At 66.2% G+C, this 18,405-nt stretch carries 21 protein-coding genes; 15 read left to right on the top strand and 6 right to left on the bottom strand.

Annotated features, from left to right (window positions below):
* Positions 1 to 3 precede the first annotated feature (3 nt).
* A complete protein-coding gene (gene ilvC / locus IEW98_RS12015) occupies positions 4 to 1,023 on the top strand; it encodes a ketol-acid reductoisomerase (protein ID WP_188763200.1) in 1,020 nt (339 codons plus the stop codon).
* 326 nt (positions 1,024 to 1,349) lie between these two features.
* Here the strand turns inward: ilvC and IEW98_RS12010 are convergent, their stop codons facing one another.
* Together IEW98_RS12010 and IEW98_RS12005 are read right to left on the bottom strand one after the other, a co-directional pair.
* A complete protein-coding gene (locus tag IEW98_RS12010; RefSeq protein ID WP_188763199.1) occupies positions 1,350 to 1,847 on the bottom strand; it encodes a hypothetical protein in 498 nt (165 codons plus the stop codon).
* Between the two features lie 132 nt (positions 1,848 to 1,979).
* On the bottom strand, positions 1,980 to 2,444 hold the full coding sequence (locus tag IEW98_RS12005; protein WP_188763198.1) for a DUF2721 domain-containing protein: 465 nt from the start codon (positions 2,442 to 2,444) through the stop codon (positions 1,980 to 1,982).
* Between the two features lie 167 nt (positions 2,445 to 2,611).
* Here IEW98_RS12005 and IEW98_RS12000 point away from each other — a divergent pair, with 167 nt between their 5' ends.
* Together IEW98_RS12000 and IEW98_RS11995 are read left to right on the top strand one after the other, a co-directional pair.
* Complete coding sequence (locus IEW98_RS12000; RefSeq protein ID WP_188763197.1) at positions 2,612 to 3,412, top strand: glycosyltransferase; 801 nt, start codon at positions 2,612 to 2,614, stop codon at positions 3,410 to 3,412.
* Between the two features lie 335 nt (positions 3,413 to 3,747).
* The gene (locus IEW98_RS11995; RefSeq protein WP_188763196.1) at positions 3,748 to 5,286 is read left to right on the top strand and encodes a 2-isopropylmalate synthase; all 1,539 of its coding nucleotides are present in this window, start codon (positions 3,748 to 3,750) and stop codon (positions 5,284 to 5,286) included.
* Positions 5,287 to 5,379: 93 nt separating this feature from the next.
* Here the strand turns inward: IEW98_RS11995 and IEW98_RS11990 are convergent, their stop codons facing one another.
* Complete coding sequence (locus tag IEW98_RS11990) at positions 5,380 to 6,234, bottom strand: hypothetical protein (protein ID WP_188763195.1); 855 nt, start codon at positions 6,232 to 6,234, stop codon at positions 5,380 to 5,382.
* A 145-nt stretch (positions 6,235 to 6,379) separates the two neighbouring features.
* Between IEW98_RS11990 and IEW98_RS11985 the strand changes: the two genes are divergently transcribed.
* Positions 6,380 to 7,918, top strand: a complete 1,539-nt coding sequence (locus tag IEW98_RS11985) for an amidase (RefSeq protein ID WP_188763194.1) — start codon at positions 6,380 to 6,382, stop codon at positions 7,916 to 7,918.
* On the opposite strand, the gene IEW98_RS11980 is transcribed toward IEW98_RS11985, so the two are convergent.
* Entirely contained in the window at positions 7,896 to 8,720 is an 825-nt protein-coding gene (locus IEW98_RS11980) for a hypothetical protein (RefSeq protein WP_188763193.1), read from the bottom strand. The genes IEW98_RS11985 and IEW98_RS11980 overlap by 23 nt on opposite strands.
* Before the next feature lie 195 nt (positions 8,721 to 8,915).
* Between IEW98_RS11980 and rpsF the strand changes: the two genes are divergently transcribed.
* The 10 genes from rpsF (at position 8,916) to IEW98_RS11930 (ending at position 15,222) form a co-directional block, all read left to right on the top strand.
* Positions 8,916 to 9,368: a 30S ribosomal protein S6 gene (gene rpsF / locus IEW98_RS11975; RefSeq protein WP_188763192.1), complete on the top strand. Its 453-nt coding sequence runs from the start codon at positions 8,916 to 8,918 to the stop codon at positions 9,366 to 9,368.
* A 16-nt stretch (positions 9,369 to 9,384) separates the two neighbouring features.
* Complete coding sequence (rpsR, locus tag IEW98_RS11970) at positions 9,385 to 9,609, top strand: 30S ribosomal protein S18 (RefSeq protein ID WP_188763191.1); 225 nt, start codon at positions 9,385 to 9,387, stop codon at positions 9,607 to 9,609.
* Between the two features lie 11 nt (positions 9,610 to 9,620).
* Entirely contained in the window at positions 9,621 to 10,244 is a 624-nt protein-coding gene (gene rplI / locus IEW98_RS11965; protein WP_188763190.1) for a 50S ribosomal protein L9, read from the top strand.
* A gap of 182 nt (positions 10,245 to 10,426) precedes the next feature.
* The gene (locus IEW98_RS11960) at positions 10,427 to 10,714 is read left to right on the top strand and encodes a DUF3297 family protein (protein ID WP_207792566.1); all 288 of its coding nucleotides are present in this window, start codon (positions 10,427 to 10,429) and stop codon (positions 10,712 to 10,714) included.
* 19 nt (positions 10,715 to 10,733) lie between these two features.
* Positions 10,734 to 12,062: a replication-associated recombination protein A gene (locus tag IEW98_RS11955; RefSeq protein ID WP_188763189.1), complete on the top strand. Its 1,329-nt coding sequence runs from the start codon at positions 10,734 to 10,736 to the stop codon at positions 12,060 to 12,062.
* Positions 12,063 to 12,238: 176 nt separating this feature from the next.
* The gene (locus tag IEW98_RS11950; RefSeq protein ID WP_188763188.1) at positions 12,239 to 12,472 is read left to right on the top strand and encodes a DUF433 domain-containing protein; all 234 of its coding nucleotides are present in this window, start codon (positions 12,239 to 12,241) and stop codon (positions 12,470 to 12,472) included.
* Positions 12,469 to 12,798 carry a DUF5615 family PIN-like protein gene (locus IEW98_RS11945; RefSeq protein WP_188763187.1) on the top strand — a complete coding sequence of 110 codons (330 nt, stop codon included), beginning with the start codon at positions 12,469 to 12,471 and terminating at the stop codon, positions 12,796 to 12,798. Before IEW98_RS11950 ends, IEW98_RS11945 begins: the two co-directional genes overlap by 4 nt.
* Positions 12,795 to 13,607: a hypothetical protein gene (locus IEW98_RS11940; RefSeq protein ID WP_188763186.1), complete on the top strand. Its 813-nt coding sequence runs from the start codon at positions 12,795 to 12,797 to the stop codon at positions 13,605 to 13,607. The genes IEW98_RS11945 and IEW98_RS11940 overlap by 4 nt, the downstream gene beginning before the upstream one ends.
* Before the next feature lie 156 nt (positions 13,608 to 13,763).
* On the top strand, positions 13,764 to 14,165 hold the full coding sequence (gene crcB / locus IEW98_RS11935; protein WP_188763185.1) for a fluoride efflux transporter CrcB: 402 nt from the start codon (positions 13,764 to 13,766) through the stop codon (positions 14,163 to 14,165).
* A 1-nt stretch (position 14,166) separates the two neighbouring features.
* Positions 14,167 to 15,222 (top strand): RluA family pseudouridine synthase, encoded by a 1,056-nt coding sequence (locus IEW98_RS11930; RefSeq protein WP_188763184.1) that lies wholly within the window; start codon positions 14,167 to 14,169, stop codon positions 15,220 to 15,222.
* 79 nt (positions 15,223 to 15,301) lie between these two features.
* Here IEW98_RS11930 and IEW98_RS11925 read toward each other — a convergent pair whose 3' ends face one another.
* Entirely contained in the window at positions 15,302 to 16,873 is a 1,572-nt protein-coding gene (locus tag IEW98_RS11925) for a cisplatin damage response ATP-dependent DNA ligase (protein WP_188763183.1), read from the bottom strand.
* A 125-nt stretch (positions 16,874 to 16,998) separates the two neighbouring features.
* Here IEW98_RS11925 and IEW98_RS11920 point away from each other — a divergent pair, with 125 nt between their 5' ends.
* Positions 16,999 to 17,691 carry a MerR family transcriptional regulator gene (locus tag IEW98_RS11920; RefSeq protein WP_279380371.1) on the top strand — a complete coding sequence of 231 codons (693 nt, stop codon included), beginning with the start codon at positions 16,999 to 17,001 and terminating at the stop codon, positions 17,689 to 17,691.
* 85 nt (positions 17,692 to 17,776) lie between these two features.
* Here IEW98_RS11920 and IEW98_RS11915 read toward each other — a convergent pair whose 3' ends face one another.
* Positions 17,777 to 18,385 (bottom strand): hypothetical protein, encoded by a 609-nt coding sequence (locus IEW98_RS11915; RefSeq protein WP_188763181.1) that lies wholly within the window; start codon positions 18,383 to 18,385, stop codon positions 17,777 to 17,779.
* Positions 18,386 to 18,405 lie beyond the last annotated feature (20 nt).

The raw sequence follows: 18,405 nt of genomic DNA, 5'->3' as shown, positions 1-18,405 counted from the left end.
TTGATGCGCGTTTATTATGATGCCGATGCCGATGTGGGGCTGATCAAGGGCAAGAAGGTCGCGATTATCGGTTATGGTTCGCAGGGGCATGCCCATGCGCAGAACCTGCGTGACAGCGGCGTTTCCGAGGTTGGCGTGGCGCTGCGCAAGGGGTCGGCGACGGCGGCGAAGGTCGAGGCGGCGGGCTTCAAGGTGATGAGCAATGCCGAGGCCGCGGCCTGGGCCGATGTGATCATGGTGCTGGCGCCCGACGAGCACCAGGCCGGCATCTATGCCGAGGACTTGGCGGCGAACATGAAGCCGGGGGCGGCGCTGGCGTTTGCCCATGGGCTCAACGTGCATTTCCAGCTGATCGAGCCGCGCGCCGATATCGACGTGTTCATGATCGCGCCCAAGGGTCCTGGCCATACGGTACGGTCTGAGTATGTGCGCGGCGGCGGCGTGCCGTGCCTGATCGCCATCCACCAGGATTCGAGCGGCAATGCGCATGACGTGGCGCTGTCCTATGCCTCGGCGATCGGTGGCGGGCGCTCGGGTGTCATCGAGACGACGTTCCGCGAGGAGTGCGAGACCGACCTGTTCGGCGAGCAGGCGGTGCTTTGCGGCGGGCTGACGCATCTGATCCAGGCCGGGTTCGAGACGTTGACCGAAGCGGGTTATGCGCCGGAAATGGCGTATTTCGAGTGCCTTCACGAGGTCAAGCTGATCGTCGATCTGATGTATGAGGGCGGCATTGCCAACATGCGTTATTCGATCTCGAACACCGCTGAATATGGCGACATCACGACCGGGCCGCGGATCATCACCTCGGAGACCAAGGCCGAGATGAAGCGGGTACTGGCGGATATCCAGGGTGGGCGGTTCGTGAAGAACTTCATCCTCGATAACCGTGCCGGGCAGCCGGAGTTGAAGGCGGCGCGGATTGCGGCGAAGGCGCATCCGATCGAGGAGGTCGGGGTGAAGTTGCGGGCCATGATGCCCTGGATCGGGAAGAATGCGCTGGTGGATAAAGCGAAGAACTGAGCGACGAGCAGCGCGTAGCGCTGGTCGCGACTCAGGGCGCGCCGGCCGGTGGGGCGGTTGGCAATGCCAACCGAACCCTTCCGACGGCGTGGGCGCCGCCCACGCACTTACTTAACTTGTTGATGACACAGAAGAAACTGGGTCCCGGGTCAAGCCCGGGATGACAGTCTTGTTTTGGTGTTTTGGTGCTTTTTTTGTTGGATGGGGACCCCCACCCCGCTCGCACAAGGGTGCGAGTCGCCCTCCCCGCAAGGGGGAGGGAGAAAAAATGGCGTCGGTGGTTTTTTGAGAAGTGTTGTTAGAACAGTTGCTTGACCCCGAGAAGTTCACTGGGACGCGAATCCTGATTCGCGTTCGGGCTCGTCTTTCGGGAGTTCGTGTTCGACGAATTCTGCTTCGGGGACGTCGCTTGGTTGGAGTCTGCCCAAGCTGTTGACGAGGTTTTCGTGGGGCACGCCCCATGACTGGTGGTCGTAGCGCTTGAGCAGGAAGATCAACAGGCGTTCGTTGAAGACTGTGCGGTGGCCGACGATCTCGCCATTTTCGCGGATGGCTTCGCGGGTGCCGTTGAGGGCGCGATCGAAAGCGAGTTCGCGCAGCAAGAGGGTGCTGGCGGCGAGCGCCTGGGCCCAGCCGTCGCGAAAGGCCTGGCCATCGGGATGCAGGCGCAGGCGATATGCCGAGGACACCGACATATTGGCTTCGGCGCAGGATTTGTCGACCGAGCCGGTGACGGCGAGCATCTTGAGGAACAGCCGCTGGCGGGGGACGGTCCAGCCGTCCGGGCGGATGACACGGATCGAGCGGGGGCGGGGTTTTGTCATTTGGGGCGGATAACCGATTTGGTTATAAATGTCAAGGTTTGGGGCTTGTTTGGGTGGATCGGGTGCACCCTCACCCGGCGCGCTGGCGCGCGTCTCGCCTCTCCCGCGAGCGGGAGAGGGGTAGTAAGTGGTCTAGTCGCCGATGCCTTCAGTCAGCACCTGGGCGCGGAAGCGGACCGAGCGCATGGCGATCTGGATTTCGTAGAGGAACAGGGTCAGGCCGGCGGTGAGCAGGCCCATGGCGGCGATGAACAGCCAGGGCACGATGGCGGCGCCGCGGATAGGCACGAGTTCGCCGACGAACAGGATGGCGACGACAAGGCAGACGAGCAGCGCCGAAAAGGTGCACAGGGCGATGGCCCAATGTGCAGCGCCCATGCGCTTGTTGAGCGCGGCGAGATCCTGGAGCGCGACACGCCGGCGTTCGGAGGGGTAGCCGCCGATTTCGGATTCGAGCTTGCGGGCGCGGTCGGTGACGCGGCCGAGGCGCGAGGCGAGGACGTTGAGGATCGAGCCGATCCCGGTGAGCAGGAACACGGGCGCGACGGCGAGCTGGATGCTGGCGGCGATGGTGTCGACGGCGGGTGAGACGGGCATCGGGGGAGGATGGGGGAATTGCGGGCGGGGGGCAACGGGGGGATTGCTGGGGGGTGGGGATTGGGGGATTGCTGGACGAGGGCTTGCGTTTCGGAGAGTGGGAGATGGGCCCCGGCCTTCGCCGGGGTGACGAATAGAGTGGGGGGTTGGGCCGCGAGATGGTGGAGATGGCGCTGAAGCCTGGTTGGACGATGGTGATCGCGTTCTTCAACGAGGAGCGGTTCTTGCCGGCGACTTTGGCGTCGATTGCGGCGCAGGTGATGCGGCCGTTGACGCTGGTGCTGGTTGACAATGGGTCGACCGATGACGGGGCGGCGGCGGCGCGGGTTTGGGCGGCGGGGCAGGTCGATCTGGAAGTGCGGGTGTTGCGCGAGGTGACGCCGGGGCAGGTTTTCGGACTGGCGGCGGGGATCGCGGCGGTCGAGACCGAATTTGTCGCGATCGGGGATGCCGATACGATTTACCCGCCGGACTATTTGGTGAAGGCGGGTGCGGTGTTTGCCGCGACGGCGGATGTGGTGGCGGTGTTTGCGCATGATAGCGCGGGGGCGCCGGGGTCCTGGCGGGAGCGCTGGGTGCGGGCGGGGCGCGATGCGGTGTTGCTGGGGGTGTTTCGGGGGCAGACCTATGCGGGGGGGTATGCGCATTGTTATCGGACGCGGGCGTTGCGGGCGGCGGGGGGGTATTCGCCGGAGTCATGGCCTTATGTGCTCAAGGACCATGAGCTGGTGAACCGGGTTTCGAAATTCGGGCGGTTCGGGCGGTCGCCGGATTTATGGGTGCTGCCGTCCGATCGCCGGGCGGATCGCGGTGGGGTTCGGTGGACGTTGTTCGAGCGGGTCCTTTATCATGCGACGCCGTTTTGGGCGAAGGACTGGTTTTTTTATCGGTTTTTGGGGCCGCGGCTGGAGGGGCGGGGGATGCGGGATACTGCCTTGCGGACGCGGGGGTGGGATTTAATGGGGTAGGGCGTGAACCCCCAACCCGCTCGGCTGGGGCCGAGTCGCCCTCCCCGCAGGGGGGAGGGAGTTAGATGGGGCTTTGTTGGGGGAGGGGAGACACCCCCACCCGGGGCGCGAAGACGCGCCTCTCGCCTCCCCCTCCAGGGGGAGGACAAGAGGGTGTGGACTTTGTCGGGGTTTGGGGTTAGGTGACTGCATGAACCGCTGGTTGCCTGCACTGCTTCGACTTACGCGCCCTTAGGCGCGTTGTTTTCGCTCGCCCCTGAGTGGGTTTGAGTTGCCGCGCCTGAGGGACCTTTCCGAACAGAGACCCGGAACCCGATTCAGACAGGCTTTTCATCATGACCGACCATATCCGAATTTTCGACACGACGCTGCGCGATGGCGAGCAATCGCCGGGGTGCTCGATGAACCTCGAGGAGAAGCTGAAGGTTGCGGCGCAGCTCGAGGCGCTGGGGGTCGATATCATCGAGGCGGGTTTTGCGATCGCCAGCGAGGGTGATTTCGAGGCGGTGACCGCCGTTGCCAAGCAGTGCGAGACGGCGATCGTTGCTTCGCTGGCGCGGGCGGCGCTGGGGGATATCGACCGGGCCTGGGCTGCGGTGCGATTTGCGCGGCGGCCGCGGATCCATACCTTTATCGCGACGTCGCCGCTGCATATGCGCGCCAAGCTCAACAAGACGCCGGAGGAGGTGCTCGAGGCGATTGCGGCGTCGGTCGGCCATGCGCGCAACCTGTGCGAGGATGTCGAATGGTCGGCGGAGGACGCGACGCGGTCGGATCCGGATTATCTGTGCCGGGCGGTCGAGACCGCGATCCGGGCCGGGGCGACGACGATCAACCTGCCCGATACCGTCGGATACGGCACGCCCGAGACCTATGGCGCGATGTTCCGCGATGTGATGGGGCGGGTGCCCGATGCCGACAAGGTGATTTTCTCGACGCATTGCCATAATGATCTGGGGCTGGCGGTGGCGAATACGCTGGCGGCGATCATGGCCGGGGCGCGCCAGTGCGAGGCGACGATCAACGGCATCGGCGAGCGCGCCGGCAATGCCGCGGTCGAGGAAATCGCCATGGCGATCCGGGTGCGCCACGACGTGCTGCCGGTGCGGACGGGCATCGTGACGACCGAGATCACACGCGCGTCGCGGCTGGTTTCGGGGATCACCGGCATGGCGGTGCAGGCCAACAAGGCGATCGTCGGCGCCAATGCCTTTGCGCATGAGAGCGGCATCCACCAGGACGGGATGCTCAAGGATTCATCGACTTACGAGATCATGACGCCGGAAAGCGTCGGCATGGGGGCGACGAACCTGGTGCTCGGCAAGCATTCGGGGCGAGCGGCGTTTCGGGCCAAGCTGCTCGAGATGGGCTATGACCTGAGCGACAATGAGTTCGGCGATGCCTTCAAGCGATTCAAGGATCTGGCCGACGCCAAGAAGCAGGTGTTCGACGAGGATATCGTCGCGCTGGTCGATGACGAGGTGCTGCGCGGGCACGACCGGATCCAGGTCACCGAAGTCGAGGTTTATTGCGGTTCGAATGGCCCGCAGCGGGCGATCCTGACGCTGAGCATCGATGGCGAGGAATCGACGGCGGCGGTGCGCGGCAATGGCCCGGTCGATGCGCTGTTCAACGCGATCCGCAAGCTGGTGCCGCACGAGGGCGCGACATTGCAGCTGTACCAGGTCCATGCGGTGACGGCGGGGACCGATGCGCAGGCCGAGGTCTCGGTGGTGCTGGCCGAGGACGGCCGGACGACGCGGGGCACGGGCGCGCATACGGATACGCTGGTGGCGAGCGCGCGGGCGTATGTGAATGCGCTCAACAAGCTGGTGGTGAAGCGGGGCCGGAGCGCGCTTAGCGCGGCTGGCTGAGAACGCGCTGGCTGCGGCTGGTTAGCCCGCGCAAGCGAAACTGGGTCCCGGGTCGAGCCCGGGATGACAGGCTTTGTGCCTTGTGTGTTGTTATCAGGGTTTCAGCGTTTTTGGTATTGCCGCGACCAGCTGGCCCTTCTGGCTGCTGGCGCGGCGGTTGGGGGACATGCGATAAAGTGCAGCGAGATAGGCCTTGTCCCAAGGGCTGAGCTGCGTTTCGGCGGCGGTGGGAGCGGCGGCGAAAAGGCCGAGGATGCTGGGCACGGCTGGCGCCGCGACATCGAGCGGGATCGGGGCCAGCGTCACCATGGCGACATAGTTAGCGACCGATTCAAGGGTCTGGCCCTGGGTAAGCGGAACGTCGACGGCAGCGGCGGCATAGACGATGCCGACGCTGAGATGGGTGTCGATGAGACTGGACGAATAGGTGGCGGTCGAGCTGGCGGTGGGGCCGCCGACGCCGGTGCCGGCGTTGTCGGAGCCGATGAATTGCGCCGTCGACTTGGCGCTGGGGGTCGTGGACATCCCGGTGCCGTCGCTGCTGCCGGCCTGGACGGTGTGCCACCAGCGCACCGGCAGCGGCGCATCGAGCAGGCGCCGGCGGTTCTCGGCGCTGATATCCTTGCCGCTGAGCGGCTTTTTGCCGAGGATGGCGGCGACGTCGCGGCGGGCGTCTCCGGAGAACCAGACGACGAGATTGGGCTGGCAGCCGGCGGCGGCGACAGGGACACGGGATTCCCGGGCGATGACGGTGATGCGGCTGCTGATGCGGTCGGCGAGGGGGGCCTCGAGCCCGATGACCTTGATGCAGACCGGGCCTAGCCAGCGCGCGTACTGGCCGCTGACGGGGGTCGGCAGGACGCCCTTGACATAGGCGCGGGCGGCGGGGGCGACAGTGGCCGGGTCGATGCGAGGTGCGGTGACGGTGATGGGTTCGCTGTCGGGCATTGGGGGCGCCACGGGGCTTGCGGCAAGGACCAGACCGATGAGATGCGATATCATTGGAATATCTCCCAAGCGCGTATAGTTCCACACTGATTTGTTGCTGACAAGGCGACGCGGGTTGGGGCAGGCTGGCGGAATGGCGGGATACATGATGCGCTGGATGTATGTGGTGCTGGCGGGTCTGGCGGGACCGGCGGTGGCGGCGGAAACGGTGGAATCGGGCGTGGTGGCGGCGATCGCGCGGATAGAAGCGCTGAACCCCCGGGTGAATGCAGTGCTCGCGGTGGACCCGACGGCGGTGGCGCAGGCGCGGGCGCTCGATCGGGGCGCGGTGCGGGGGGCGCTGTTCGGGGTGCCGGTGTTGCTGAAGGACAATATCGAGGCGGCGGGGCCGTTGGCGACGACGGCGGGGAGCCTGGCGTTGCGGGGGAATGTTACCGGGCGGGATGCGCCGCTGGTGGCAAGGTTGCGGGCGGCTGGGGCGGTGATCCTGGGGAAGACCAATTTGTCTGAATGGGCGAATATTCGGGGGGATAATTCGATTTCGGGGTGGAGCGGGCTGGGTGGGCAGGTGCGCAATCCGCATGCGCTCGACCGATCGCCGTGCGGGTCGTCTTCGGGGAGCGCGGCGGCGGTGGCGGCGGGGATGGTGGATGCGGCGGTGGGGACCGAGACCGACGGATCGGTGACGTGTCCGGCGGCGGTGAACGGGATTGTCGGGTTCAAGCCGACGGTGGGGCTGGTGAGCCGGACGCATATCATTCCGATCAGCCATAGCCAGGATACGGCGGGGCCGATGGCGCGCGACGTGCCGATGGCGGCGCGGCTGTTGACGGCGATGGCGGGGAGCGATGCGGCGGACCCGGCGACGATGGAGGCCGATGCGCGGCGGGTGGACTATGTGGCGGCGTTGAAGCCGGGGGCGCTGAAGGGGGCGCGGATCGGGGTGTTACGGTTTGCGACGGGGTGGTCGCGGGACGTGGATGGGGTTTTCGAGACGGCGTTGGGGGTTTTGCGGCGCCAAGGGGCGGTGCTCGTGGAGATCGAGGCGGCGCCGAAGCGGCGAGGGGAGATCGGGCCGGCGGAGTTCCAGGTCTTGCTGAGCGAGTTGAAGGCGGATCTGAATGCTTATCTGGCGAGCCGGCCGGGCCGGACGCGAACACCTGTGCGGTCGCTGGCGGAGGTGATCGCGTTCAATGCGGGGGATGCGCGGGAGCTGGGGTTGTTCGGGCAGGAGACGTTTGTCGCGGCGGAGGCGACGAAGGGACTGGATGATCCGGCATATGTGGCGGCTCGGGCGCTTTCGTTGCGGTTGGCGGGGGTGGAGGGGATCGATGCGATGCTGGCGGCGGCGAAGGTGAGCGCGCTGGTGCAGCCGACGACGGCGCCGGCGTCGCCGATCGATGCGGTGCTGGGGGACCAGAGTCCGCAGCGGGCGGGGGTTGGCGGGATGGCGGCGGTGGCGGGGTATCCGCATCTGACCGTGCCGATGGGGGCGGTGCGGGGACTGCCGGTAGGGCTGAGCTTTATCGGGGCGAAGTGGGACGATGCGCGGATGCTGGCGCTGGGGGCGGCTTATGAGCGTGCGGCAGGGGTGCGGATCGTGACGGGTTTTGCCGAGTCTGTGGAGACGATGCCGGGGGTGGCAGGGTTGCTGGCGCCGGTCAGCGCGCCAGTTCGGCCTTGATGGCGGTGACGAGTTGGCCTTCTTGCCGGCTGCCGGTGCGGTTCATCTGCATTCGGTAGAGCGCGGCGAGAAAGGCCTTGTCCCAGCTGCTGAGCGCGTCTGCCGAGGCCGGGGTGAAGAGGGCGAGGAAGCTGGGGACGCCGGGGGTGGGCGGTGGCAGTCGCATCGGGGCGAGGCCGACGAGCGCTGCATAGTCGGCGACGGCGTCCAATGACTTGCCGGACGACAGGCCGACATCGACGATGACCACGGCGCTCGTTGCCCAGATGGCGATATGGGTGTCGATCAGGCTGGCGGACCAGCTGTCGGTTTGCGGGGCACTGCCGGCGACGGTGATCTGGCTCGGTGCGGGGGCGCGGCCATCGGCGCCGCGAAGCTCGAGGACGTGCCAGAAGCGCACCGGGAGGCGTGCGGTGAGCAGGCGATGGCGCTCGGTGCCGTCGAGGCGGGCGATCTGCTTGGGTTTTTTGGCGAGGATCGCGGCGGTGGTGATGACCGCGTCTTCGGAAAAGACGATCGACAGGTTTGTGCGGCAGCCGGGTCTGGCGCGGGCAATATGGGCTTCGTCGGCGGCAGCGGCGACGCGGGCGGCATAGGCATCCTCGAGGCCGGTGACTTTGATGCAGACCGGGTCCGCCCAGCGCGAATACTGGCCGTAGGCGGGGATGGGCAGCACGGCGCCGACGTAATTGCGGGCGCCGACGGCGATCTGCTTGTCGGTGAGGCGGGTCCCGGTGACGGTGATCGTGTCGTCGGGGGCAGCGGCGGCAAGGGCAAGGAGCAGGATTGGTGGTATGAACATTTGTGTGGCCATCGCCGCGGTTGTAGGCGGCGGGCTGGTTAGCGCCAAGCTGCCTTGCGCCAAGCACGAGAATCGGCCATAGGGCGCGCCTCGACAAGCGCCGGGGCCAGTCCCTGGCGTTCGTTGTTTTTGAAAGCAAGCCGGAGGGGCGTTCGCATGGTGCGGCGTCAGCGATCGGCAGAGGAGTGATGAAACATGCCATTTTATGAGCATGTCTTTCTCGCGCGTCAGGACCTGGCAGCAGCCCAGGTCGAAGCGATGACAGAGACATTTTCGAAGATCATTGCCGACGGCAACGGTGCCGTTGCGTCGAATGAATATTGGGGCCTGCGCAGCCTGGCGTATCGGATCGCCAAGAACCGCAAGGCGCATTACGTGATGCTCAGCATCGAAGCGCCGGCGCCGGCGATTGCCGAAATGGAGCGCCAGGTCGCTTTGAACGAAGACATCATCCGCTACATGACCGTCCGCATCGAAGCACTGCCGACCGAGCCATCGGCGATGATGAAGCGCGGCGAGCGCGAGCGTGAGCGCGGCGATCGTGATGGGGCGCCTCGCGGCGACCGTCCGGATCGCGGCGATCGCGGCGACCGTGGTGATCGCCCCCGGGGTGGTGACCGCCCCGAACGCGCCCCGCGCGCGTATTGATCGGAAAGGATAGATCATGGGACGTCCATTTTTCCGCCGCCGCAAGAGCTGCCCCTTCTCGGGCGCCAATGCACCGATCATCGATTACAAGGACGTGCGCCTGTTGCAGGGTTTCGTGTCCGAGCGCGGCAAGATCGTGCCGTCGCGCATTACGGCCGTTTCCGGCAAGAAGCAGCGTGAACTGGCGCAGGCCATCAAGCGTGCGCGTCATCTGGGCTTGCTGCCCTACCTCGTGAAGTAGGAGTAGCCGACATGGAAATCATCCTGCTCGAGCGCGTCGACAAGCTCGGCGCCATTGGTGACATCGTCAATGTGAAGCCCGGTTTCGCGCGCAACTTCCTGTTGCCGCGCGGCAAGGCCTTGCGTGCCTCGGAAGCCAACAAGAAGAAGTTCGAAGCCGATCGCGCCCGCATCGAAGCCGATAACGCCAAGCGCCGCGACATCGCGCGCGCCGAAGCCAAGGACGTCGATGGCGCATCGGTCGTCATGATCCGCCAGGCCTCGCAGACCGGACAGCTGTTCGGTTCGGTTGCGGCGCGCGATCTGGCCGAAGTCCTGGTTGCCGGTGGCCACAAGGTCAACAAGAACCAGATCGTCCTCGACAAGCCGATCAAGACGCTGGGCATCCATGACGTGAAGGTTGCTCTGCATCCTGAAGTCGTCGTGATGGTCAAGGTCAACATCGCCCGCTCGCCTGAAGAAGCCGAGCTGCAAACGAAGGGCGTCGACGTCAACGCCGACATGTTCGAGCGTGAGGAAGCGGGCTTCACCGAAGCTTTCGATCCGGGCGCCGAGCCTGGCATTCCGCAGGACGAAGCACCTGTTGCCGATGCGGCACCGGCTGCTGCTGTTGCGGACGACGAAGAAGAAGCCTGAAGCGATTTGGGTTGAGGAATGGCCGTGCTGCCCGGGAGGGCGGCGCGGCTTTTTCTTGGGCTTTTTCAGTGGAGAGGGGGAACCCCCACCCCGCTCGGCTGGGGCCGAGTCGCCCTCCCCTCAGGGGGGAGGGAGTCGGAAGAGGGTTGACCGTTTCGGTTTGACAGGCCACGTCCCGCCGCATGAGCGAAGAACCCGAGAACACGCCCGAAGTGGCACCCGAAACTGCAGCGATCACCGATACGCCGCCCGATCGGCTGGCGGCGAGCCCACGCAGCCCGTTTTATGACGAAGTGATGCTCGAACGCGGTGTCGGCATCGTGTTCGACGATGTCGAGCGCACCAACGTCGACGAATATTGCGTTTCCGAGGGCTGGGTGAAGGTCGCGGCCGGAAAGTCCAAGGATCGCTATGGCAATGCGCTGACGATCAAGCTCAAGGGCAAGGTCGAGCCTTACTTCCGCAGCTGAATGGGCGTGCGGCCGGGTCATGGCTGATCTTTTTGGAACCGGCGCAGCGGCCGGCGGCGCGGTGGCGAACCCGCCGCTCGCCGAGCGCATGCGGCCGCGGGCGCTGGATCAAATCGTCGGACAGGAGCATCTGACCGGGCCGGAGGGCGCGATCGGGCGGATGGTGGCGGCCGGGGCGCTGTCGAGCCTGATCCTGTGGGGGCCGCCGGGGACGGGCAAGACCAGCATTGCGCGGTTGCTCGCCGAGGCGGTGGGGCTGCGGTTCGTCGGCATTTCGGCAGTGTTTTCGGGCGTTGCCGAATTGAAGAAGCTGTTTGCCGACGCCCGTGAGGCGGCGCGCGGAGATCTCGCCAATCCGCCGCAGAAGACTTTGTTGTTCGTCGACGAGATCCACCGGTTCAATCGGGCGCAGCAGGATGGTTTCCTGGGGGTGGTCGAGGACGGGACGGTGACGCTTGTGGGGGCGACGACCGAGAATCCGAGTTTCGAGCTGAATGCTGCTATTCTCAGCCGGGCGCAGGTGTTGATCGTGCGGCGATTGGATGAGGCGGCGCTGGGCGAGTTGATAGTCCGGGCGGAGGCGAGCGAGGGGCGGGCGTTGCCGGTGACCGGGGATGCGCGGGCGGCGTTGATTGCCTCGGCGGATGGCGACGGGCGGTTTTTGCTCAATCAGGTCGAGCAGCTTTTTGCGGTGAAGTTGGAGGCCGACCTCGATCCGGCGGGGCTGGCGGCGTTGTTGCATCGGCGGATGCCGGTTTATGACAAGGACCGCGAGGGGCATTACGGGCTGATTTCGGCGTTGCACAAGGCGCTGCGGGGGTCCGATCCGGATGCGGCGCTCTATTATCTGGAGCGGATGCTGACGGCGGGTGAGGAGCCGCTGTATCTGCTGCGGCGGCTGGTGCGGTTTGCCAGCGAGGACATCGGATTGGCGGATTCAAATGCGCTGGCGGTGACGCTGGCGGCTAAGGATGCGTATGATTTCCTGGGCTCGCCGGAGGGGGAGTTGGCGATCGTCCATGCGTGTTTGTATTTGGCGACGGCGCCGAAATCGAATGCGGCTTATGTGGCGGAGAAGGCAGCGAAACGGTCGGCGATCGCGACGGGGTCGCTGAACCCGCCGGCGCATATATTGAATGCGCCGACGCGGCTGATGAAGGACCTGGGGTACGGCAAGGGCTATGCCTATGACCATGACGCCGAGGACGGGTTTTCGGGGGCGGATTATTGGCCCGAGGGAATGGCGGGGGAGCAGTTCTACCAGCCGAGCCCGCGCGGGCATGAGGCGCGGATCGGGGAGCGTTTGGCGGAATGGGCGAGACGGCGGGCGGCGAAGCGGGGCGGGTAGCGTCTGCTTTCGGGTTGTGCCTGCAGAGAAGCAACTGGGTCCTGGGTCAAGCCCGGGATGACAGGCTGGGTGGTGAGGGAGCAGCTGGCCGCAGGTGCTGTGGAGGGCGGCGCAGCAGGGAGTGTCGGCCGGCGGGGCCGAGTGACAAGGCCTGGACGTTCGGTTAGGCTGCGGGCATGAGCGTGGCCTATCTTGAGCATATCGTCTCGCGCAGCGATGTCTGCGGCGGCAAGCCGTGCATTCGCGGCACCCGGATGCGGGTGCGCGATGTGCTCGAATATATGGCGGGCGGCGATTCGGTCGATGACCTGCTCGGCGAGTTTCCGTTCATCACGCGCGCCGATATCATGGCGTGCCTGGCGTTCGCTGCCGATCATTCCGACTTTCCGGTGCTCGCCGCCGCCGAATGAAGTTCATCGTCGACACGCATCTGCCGCCGCGGCTGGCGCGGACGTTGAGCGACCTCGGGCATCGGAGCTGGCATGTCGGCGAGGTGCTCTCGCTCGATGCGCCGGACCGCGCCATCTGGGATTTTGCGCGGGCGGAAACGTGCATCGTTATCACGAAGGACAGCGATTTCCTGCGTCTGTCGGTGGACAACCGGGGTGAGGTGCCGGTGTTACTGCTGCGCATCGGCAATTGCAGTCGCAACCGGGTCATCGAAACTGTTTGCGCGCGCTTGCCGGACATCGTTGTGGCTTTCGAGGCCGGCGAGCCAATCGTCGAGGTGCGATGAGATTCGACCAGTTCGTCGGGATCGATTGGTCGGGGGCGATCGGGGTTCGGCATCCTTCGGTGCAAGTGGCGATCTGCGAGATTGGGGATGATGCGCCGCGGCTGGTGTTACCGGCGGGCGGGACCTGGTCGCGGATGGAGGTGCTCGAGTGGCTGGGCGGGCTTTCCGGCGATGTGCTCGTCGGGATGGATGCGGGGTTCGGGTTTGCGGCGGTGGCGGGGGTTTCGGGGCCGGCGCGGGAATTGTGGGCGGAGGTGGACAGGGTTTCGTCGGCGGACGTCGATCTTGGCGGGCATGCGTTTGTGGCGGCGCGGCGGGAGCTGTTCTGGATGGGCGCTGCCGATGGGCCGCGGCACCTGAAGGCGCATTTCCGCGAGACCGAGCGGGTTTATGCGGTGTCGCGATTGGGGACGCCGACGTCGAACTTTGTCCTGCTGGGGGCGTCGCAGGTCGGCAAGGCGACGCTGTCGGCGATGCGGTTGCTGCACCGGCTGGGGTGGGCGGTGTGGCCGTTCGATGCGGTGCCCGATCATGGCCCGGTGATCGTCGAGATTTATGCGCAGGCGTTTGCCCGGATGGCGGGGTTTCGGGGGAAATTGCGGGACAAGGCGGCGCTGGATGTTGCGCTGGCGCATTTTGGGTCGGCTGCGATGGCGGAGGGGTTTCCGGGGGTTTTTCCGGACCATGTCGGCGATGCGATCGTGAGCGCGGCGGGGCTGCGGGCGATTGCCGGGGAGGCGAAGTGGTGGGCGCCGGCGGGGCTGGAGGCGGTGCGCGAGAGCGAGGGGTGGACGTTTGGGATCGTGTAGGTGGGGGGACTGGCGGTTTGGGAGAAGGAAGTGACCCTCCCCCGACCCCTCCCTGAAGAGGGAGGGGTGAAGAAGGGAGGAAGCGACCTGCCACTTCCTCGTTGCTGAGCGGGGAGGAATTGGCGCTTTTGGCTGTCCTGCGCTATGGCCGCGGCAATGCCCGCGCTTTCGTCCGTTCCGCCGCTGATTCTCGTTGCCCTTGGCGGTGCTTTGGGATCGATGATGCGCTACCTGGTGGGACGCTGGGCGCTGGTCAGTTTCGGGCCGGGGCTGCCGTTCGGGACCTGGACAGTCAACATCGTCGGCGGCTTTGCGATGGGCTTGCTGGCGGGGTGGCTGTCGCGATCCGAGGCTGGCGGCCCAGCCGTTGGCGAATCGTTTCGACTGATGCTGGGCGTCGGCGTTATGGGCGGATTTACAACATTTTCGGCGTTCAGCCTGGAAGTCTTCAACATGATCAACCGCGGTGAAATCGGCCTGGCGGCGGCCTATTCCGTGTCATCGGTGGCGGGCTCCGTGCTTGCGCTGATGACCGGCGTTTATTTGGCGCGAATCTGACATGCCTACAGCAATCATTGCAGACGACGACGACGGGATCCGGCTCGATCGCTGGTTCCAGCGGCATGCGCCCGAGACGAGCTTCAATATCGTGTCCCGCTGGGCCCGCACTGGCGCGGTGCGGTTGGATGGCGCCAAGGCGGCGACCGGCGACCGGATCGCTGCGGGGCAGACGCTCACCTGGCCGGAGCATGTGCCGGAAACGGCGGGGCCACGGCCGGAAGTGCGCGAGCGGGCGCAGCTGAGCGATGACCAGGTTCGGTATATCCAGAGCCTGGTGATTTACCAGGACAAGCACGCGATCGTCATCAACAAGCCGCCGGGGCTGGCGACGCAGGGCGGCATCGGCATCACGACGCACGTCGACGGGTTGCTCGATGCGCTGTGCGGCGAGATGACGACGCGGCCCAAGCTGGTGCATCGCCTCGACAAGGATACGTCGGGGGTGTTGCTTTTGGCGCGGACGGCGCGGGCGGCGGCGTTTTTCTCGAAGAGCTTTGCGTCGCGGGACGCCAAGAAGACCTATTGGGCACTGACCATCGGCGTGCCCAATGTCCAGGCCGGCGAGATCGATGCGGCGCTGTCGAAGCAGCCGGGCAGCGGCGGCGAGAAGATGCATGTCGACCCCGAAGGCGGATTGAAGGCCAAGACGCGCTATCGCGTGATCGAGCGGGCGGCGGGGCGCGCGGCGTGGGTCGAGTTTTCGCCGCTGACCGGGCGGACGCACCAGATCCGCGTCCATGCGGCGGCGATCGGCAATCCGATCGTCGGCGATGCGAAATATGGCGGCAAGGAAGCGTTCTTGACCGGCGGGGTGAGCCGCAAGCTGCATTTGCATGCGCGGCGGCTGGTGATCGATGCGCCGGATTCGGGGAAGATCGATATTACGGCGGAGCTGCCGCTGCATATCTCGGAGTCGTTCGGGTTGTTGGGGTTCGATCCGGAATTGGGGCTGCCGTTGGTGATTTTGCCGCCACCGCCAAAGCCTAAATCTCGGCGACTGTCTTCGGCGACGAGTGGGAATCGGCGGGGGGAGCGGCGGTCTCGGGGGAGTTAGGGTTTCCGGCGGGAGTGGAACCCCCACCCCGCTCGGCTGACGCCGAGTCGCCCTCCCCGCAGGGGGGGGGGAGTTAGGGTCAGGTGGCCATTTTTAGCAGGGTTTCGACCAGATCGGCTTCGTGGGCGGGTTTATCGGTGCGGATGCGGCTGATGCGGGGGAAGCGCATGGCGAGGCCGGATTTGTGGCGCTTGCTGGCGTGGATCGAGTCGAAGGCGACTTCGAGGACGAGCGATTTTTCGACTTCGCGGACCGGGCCGAAGCGGCCGGTGGTGTGACTGCGGACCCATTTGTCGAGGAAGGCGAGCTCGACGTCGGTGAAGCCGGAATAGGCCTTGCCGACGGGCAGGAGATCGCCTTCCGGGCTCCAGCAGCCGAAGGTGTAGTCGCTGTAGAAGCTCGATCGCTTTCCGTGGCCGCGCTGGGCGTACATCATCACGCAGTCGCAGGTGAGGGCCTGGCGTTTCCATTTGTACCAGAGGCCGGTCCGGCGGCCGGCGACATAGGGGCTGTCGCGGCGCTTGAGCATCAGGCCTTCGATGGCGGCGTCGCGGGCGCCGTCGCGGATCGCTAGCAGCGCGGGAAAATCTTCGGCGTCGACGATGGCGGAGATGTCGAAGCGGCTGGCGTCGAGGTGGGGCATCAGGGCTTCGAGGCGGGCGCGGCGCTCGGTCCAGGGGAGGGCGCGCAGGTCTTCGCCGGTGATGGAGAGGGCGTCGTAGACGCGGACGAAAGCGGGGTATTCGGCGAGGGTTTTTGCGGGCGGCGCTTTTCTTCCAAGCCGTTGCTGAAGAGCGTTGAAGCTGGCCGCTTCGCCCTTTTGCACGTCGCCGCGGACGAGGAGTTCGCCGTCGAGGGTGGCGTGGGTGTTGAAGGCGATGGCGACGTCGGGGAAGCTGGCGGTGATGTCGTCGCCGGTGCGGCTGTAGAGGCGGGTATCGCCGGCTACATGGACCAACTGGACGCGGATGCCGTCCCATTTCCACTCGGCGACGTATTCGGCGAGGTCGAGGATGGTTTCTTCGAGCGGGTGGGCGAGCATGAAGGGGCGGAAGACGGGGACGTCGCCGGCGGTGGGTTGGGCGGTGCGGCCCTCGGCCCAGTCGAACAGCAGCGTGTAGGGCGGGACGAGGCCGTGCCAGACTTCCTCGACACCTTCGACGTCGATCGAAAAGGCGTTGGCGAGGGCGGTCTTGGCGAGGCGGGCGGAGACGCCGATGCGCAGTGAGCCGGTGGCGAGCTTGAGCAGGGCGTAGCGGCCTTGCGGGTCGAGGCGATCCATGAGGGCGGCGACGACGGCGGGGGCTTCAGCGCGCGAGAGGGCGGTGAGTTGCTGGACGATTTCGTCGAGGCTGGGGGTGGGGGGTTTTATGCCAGGGACATCGGGCCAGAGGAGGGAGACGGTCTCGGCGAGGTCGCCGACGAAGTCGTGGCTCATTTCGAAGAGGATGGGGTCGGTGCGGGCGGCGATGAGCTCGCGGATGAGCTTGGGCTGGACCGATTTGAGATCGAGGCCGCCGGTGAGCGCGGCGAGGGCCCAGCCGCGATCGGGGTCGGGTGCGGTGCGGAGATAGTCGCCGATCAGCTGCAGCTTGGCATTGCGCGACGTCGTGTAGAGCAGGGCGTCGAGCAGGGCGGCAAAAGCGAACATTGGGTTGATCCGATGATATTGCCGTTCGTGGCGGGAGCGCAACTGGCGCCAACATGTTCATACTCCGGGCGTTCTGCTAGAGTTGCGGATCAACCGGAACCAGGGGGCTGAGGCCGGCAATGCGGATGCGCGAACTTGAAAAGGCGAGTGGCGTCGGGCGGGAGACCATCCGATACTATATTCGCGAAGGGCTGTTGCCCGAACCCGACCGGGTGAGCCGGAATTCGGCATTCTATAGCGACGACCATGTCAGCCGGCTGCGTGCCATCAAGCGGTTGCAGGAGGAACGTTTCCTGCCGCTGGCGGTGATCCGGTCGTTGCTTGAGGCCGAGGATGGCGAGCGCTGGTTGGCGCCGGAGGTGTTTCCGATGCTCGATTCGATGCTGGCGGCGCGGCTGGGGGACGGGGCGGCGCGGGTGCCGGTGGAGACGCTGGCGGAATTGCTCGGCAAGGGGTCCGACGCGGTGGCGCATCTGTCGGCGATCGGCATGATTTCGGTCGATGGGGACGGCATGGTGACGGCACGCGACGTGGCAATCGCGCGGTGTGTCAAGGAGTTGGGCGAAATAGGGTTTACCGGGGAGCTGGGCTTTGTCGGCGAGCAGATGCGGATGTACCTCGATTTCATCGAATGGGTGACCAACCAGGAGATGCGGCTGTTTTTCGAGCGGACCGCCGGGCAAGTGGGTGAGGCGCGGGCGCTCGACATGGCGGAACGCGGGGTGTCGGTGGTCAATGACCTGTTGTCGCAGCTGCGGACGCGGGCGTTGCTGCGCAAGCTGGGCGAGCGGCGGCGGGTGGCGAACGATAATAGTTGAGGGGCTTTGACGTCGTAGGGGGACACCCCCACCCGGGCCGCGAAGACGCGTCTCTCGCCTCCCCCCCTCTAGGGGGAGGACAAGGTTAGAAGGCGGTTGAAATTGTTAGCGTCGGGCCGCTGTCGGGGGCGGCGTTGCCGGATATGCGGAAGCGGTAGTCGGCGGTGAGTTCGAGATTGGCGGTGCGGGCGGTGAGGCTGGGGCCGATGTCGAGGCGGTGGATGGTGCGGGTGTCGTTCTGGACGCTGGCCCAGGCGCCGGCGCCAGGGGAGACCGCGATGCGGCCGCGGGTGACGTTCAGCCCGGCGCGGGCTTGTGCCCCGGCGAAGACGTCGCCGTTGTCGAGGATCGTCGCTTCGCTATAGCCGGTCCATTCGGCGCGGCCGCGGCGGCCGGCGAGACCCGCGGCGGCGCGCAGGCTGAAGCGATCGAGCGCGGTGCTGCCGATGGCGACAAGCCGTTTGGCGGAAAGGGAAATATTGGCGGCCGGGGTCCAGCGGACGCCGAGCGCGGCCTGGGTGGTGGCGGTGTCGATGGCGAGGCCGGGGGTGAGCGCGGCGTTGAGCCGGGCGATGACGGCGAACGGGCGGCGGGCGAGCGGATCGGGGGTCCAGCCGAGATTGGCACCGACCTGGCTGCCGCCGAGGATCGGGCTGGCGCTGGGGCCGGGCGGGATACCGGCCTGGCGGACCAAGGCATAGGCCTGGCCCGACC

The organism is Sandarakinorhabdus glacialis (assembly GCF_014643455.1).
GTDB lineage: Bacteria > Pseudomonadota > Alphaproteobacteria > Sphingomonadales > Sphingomonadaceae > Sandarakinorhabdus > Sandarakinorhabdus glacialis.
This window is presented reverse-complemented; position numbering and strand designations above follow the sequence as displayed.

Bases quoted from the DNA above. Each gene is read 5' to 3' on its own strand.
- rplI (WP_188763190.1), top strand. From the start codon at position 9,621: ATGGAAATCATCCTGCTCGAGCGCGTCGACAAGCTCGGCGCCATTGGT.
- IEW98_RS11955 (WP_188763189.1), top strand. From the start codon at position 10,734: ATGGCTGATCTTTTTGGAACCGGCGCAGCGGCCGGCGGCGCGGTGGCG.
- IEW98_RS12005 (WP_188763198.1), bottom strand. From the start codon at position 2,444: ATGCCCGTCTCACCCGCCGTCGACACCATCGCCGCCAGCATCCAGCTC.
- IEW98_RS11985 (WP_188763194.1), top strand. From the start codon at position 6,380: ATGATGCGCTGGATGTATGTGGTGCTGGCGGGTCTGGCGGGACCGGCG.
- IEW98_RS11940 (WP_188763186.1), top strand. From the start codon at position 12,795: ATGAGATTCGACCAGTTCGTCGGGATCGATTGGTCGGGGGCGATCGGG.
- rpsR (WP_188763191.1), top strand. From the start codon at position 9,385: ATGGGACGTCCATTTTTCCGCCGCCGCAAGAGCTGCCCCTTCTCGGGC.
- ilvC (WP_188763200.1), top strand. From the start codon at position 4: ATGCGCGTTTATTATGATGCCGATGCCGATGTGGGGCTGATCAAGGGC.
- IEW98_RS11925 (WP_188763183.1), bottom strand. From the start codon at position 16,873: ATGTTCGCTTTTGCCGCCCTGCTCGACGCCCTGCTCTACACGACGTCG.
- IEW98_RS11960 (WP_207792566.1), top strand. From the start codon at position 10,427: ATGAGCGAAGAACCCGAGAACACGCCCGAAGTGGCACCCGAAACTGCA.
- IEW98_RS12010 (WP_188763199.1), bottom strand. From the start codon at position 1,847: ATGACAAAACCCCGCCCCCGCTCGATCCGTGTCATCCGCCCGGACGGC.
- IEW98_RS11995 (WP_188763196.1), top strand. From the start codon at position 3,748: ATGACCGACCATATCCGAATTTTCGACACGACGCTGCGCGATGGCGAG.
- IEW98_RS12000 (WP_188763197.1), top strand. From the start codon at position 2,612: ATGGCGCTGAAGCCTGGTTGGACGATGGTGATCGCGTTCTTCAACGAG.
- IEW98_RS11980 (WP_188763193.1), bottom strand. From the start codon at position 8,720: ATGTTCATACCACCAATCCTGCTCCTTGCCCTTGCCGCCGCTGCCCCC.
- IEW98_RS11930 (WP_188763184.1), top strand. From the start codon at position 14,167: ATGCCTACAGCAATCATTGCAGACGACGACGACGGGATCCGGCTCGAT.
- IEW98_RS11990 (WP_188763195.1), bottom strand. From the start codon at position 6,234: ATGCCCGACAGCGAACCCATCACCGTCACCGCACCTCGCATCGACCCG.
- IEW98_RS11950 (WP_188763188.1), top strand. From the start codon at position 12,239: ATGAGCGTGGCCTATCTTGAGCATATCGTCTCGCGCAGCGATGTCTGC.
- IEW98_RS11945 (WP_188763187.1), top strand. From the start codon at position 12,469: ATGAAGTTCATCGTCGACACGCATCTGCCGCCGCGGCTGGCGCGGACG.
- crcB (WP_188763185.1), top strand. From the start codon at position 13,764: ATGCCCGCGCTTTCGTCCGTTCCGCCGCTGATTCTCGTTGCCCTTGGC.
- IEW98_RS11920 (WP_279380371.1), top strand. From the start codon at position 16,999: ATGCGCGAACTTGAAAAGGCGAGTGGCGTCGGGCGGGAGACCATCCGA.
- rpsF (WP_188763192.1), top strand. From the start codon at position 8,916: ATGCCATTTTATGAGCATGTCTTTCTCGCGCGTCAGGACCTGGCAGCA.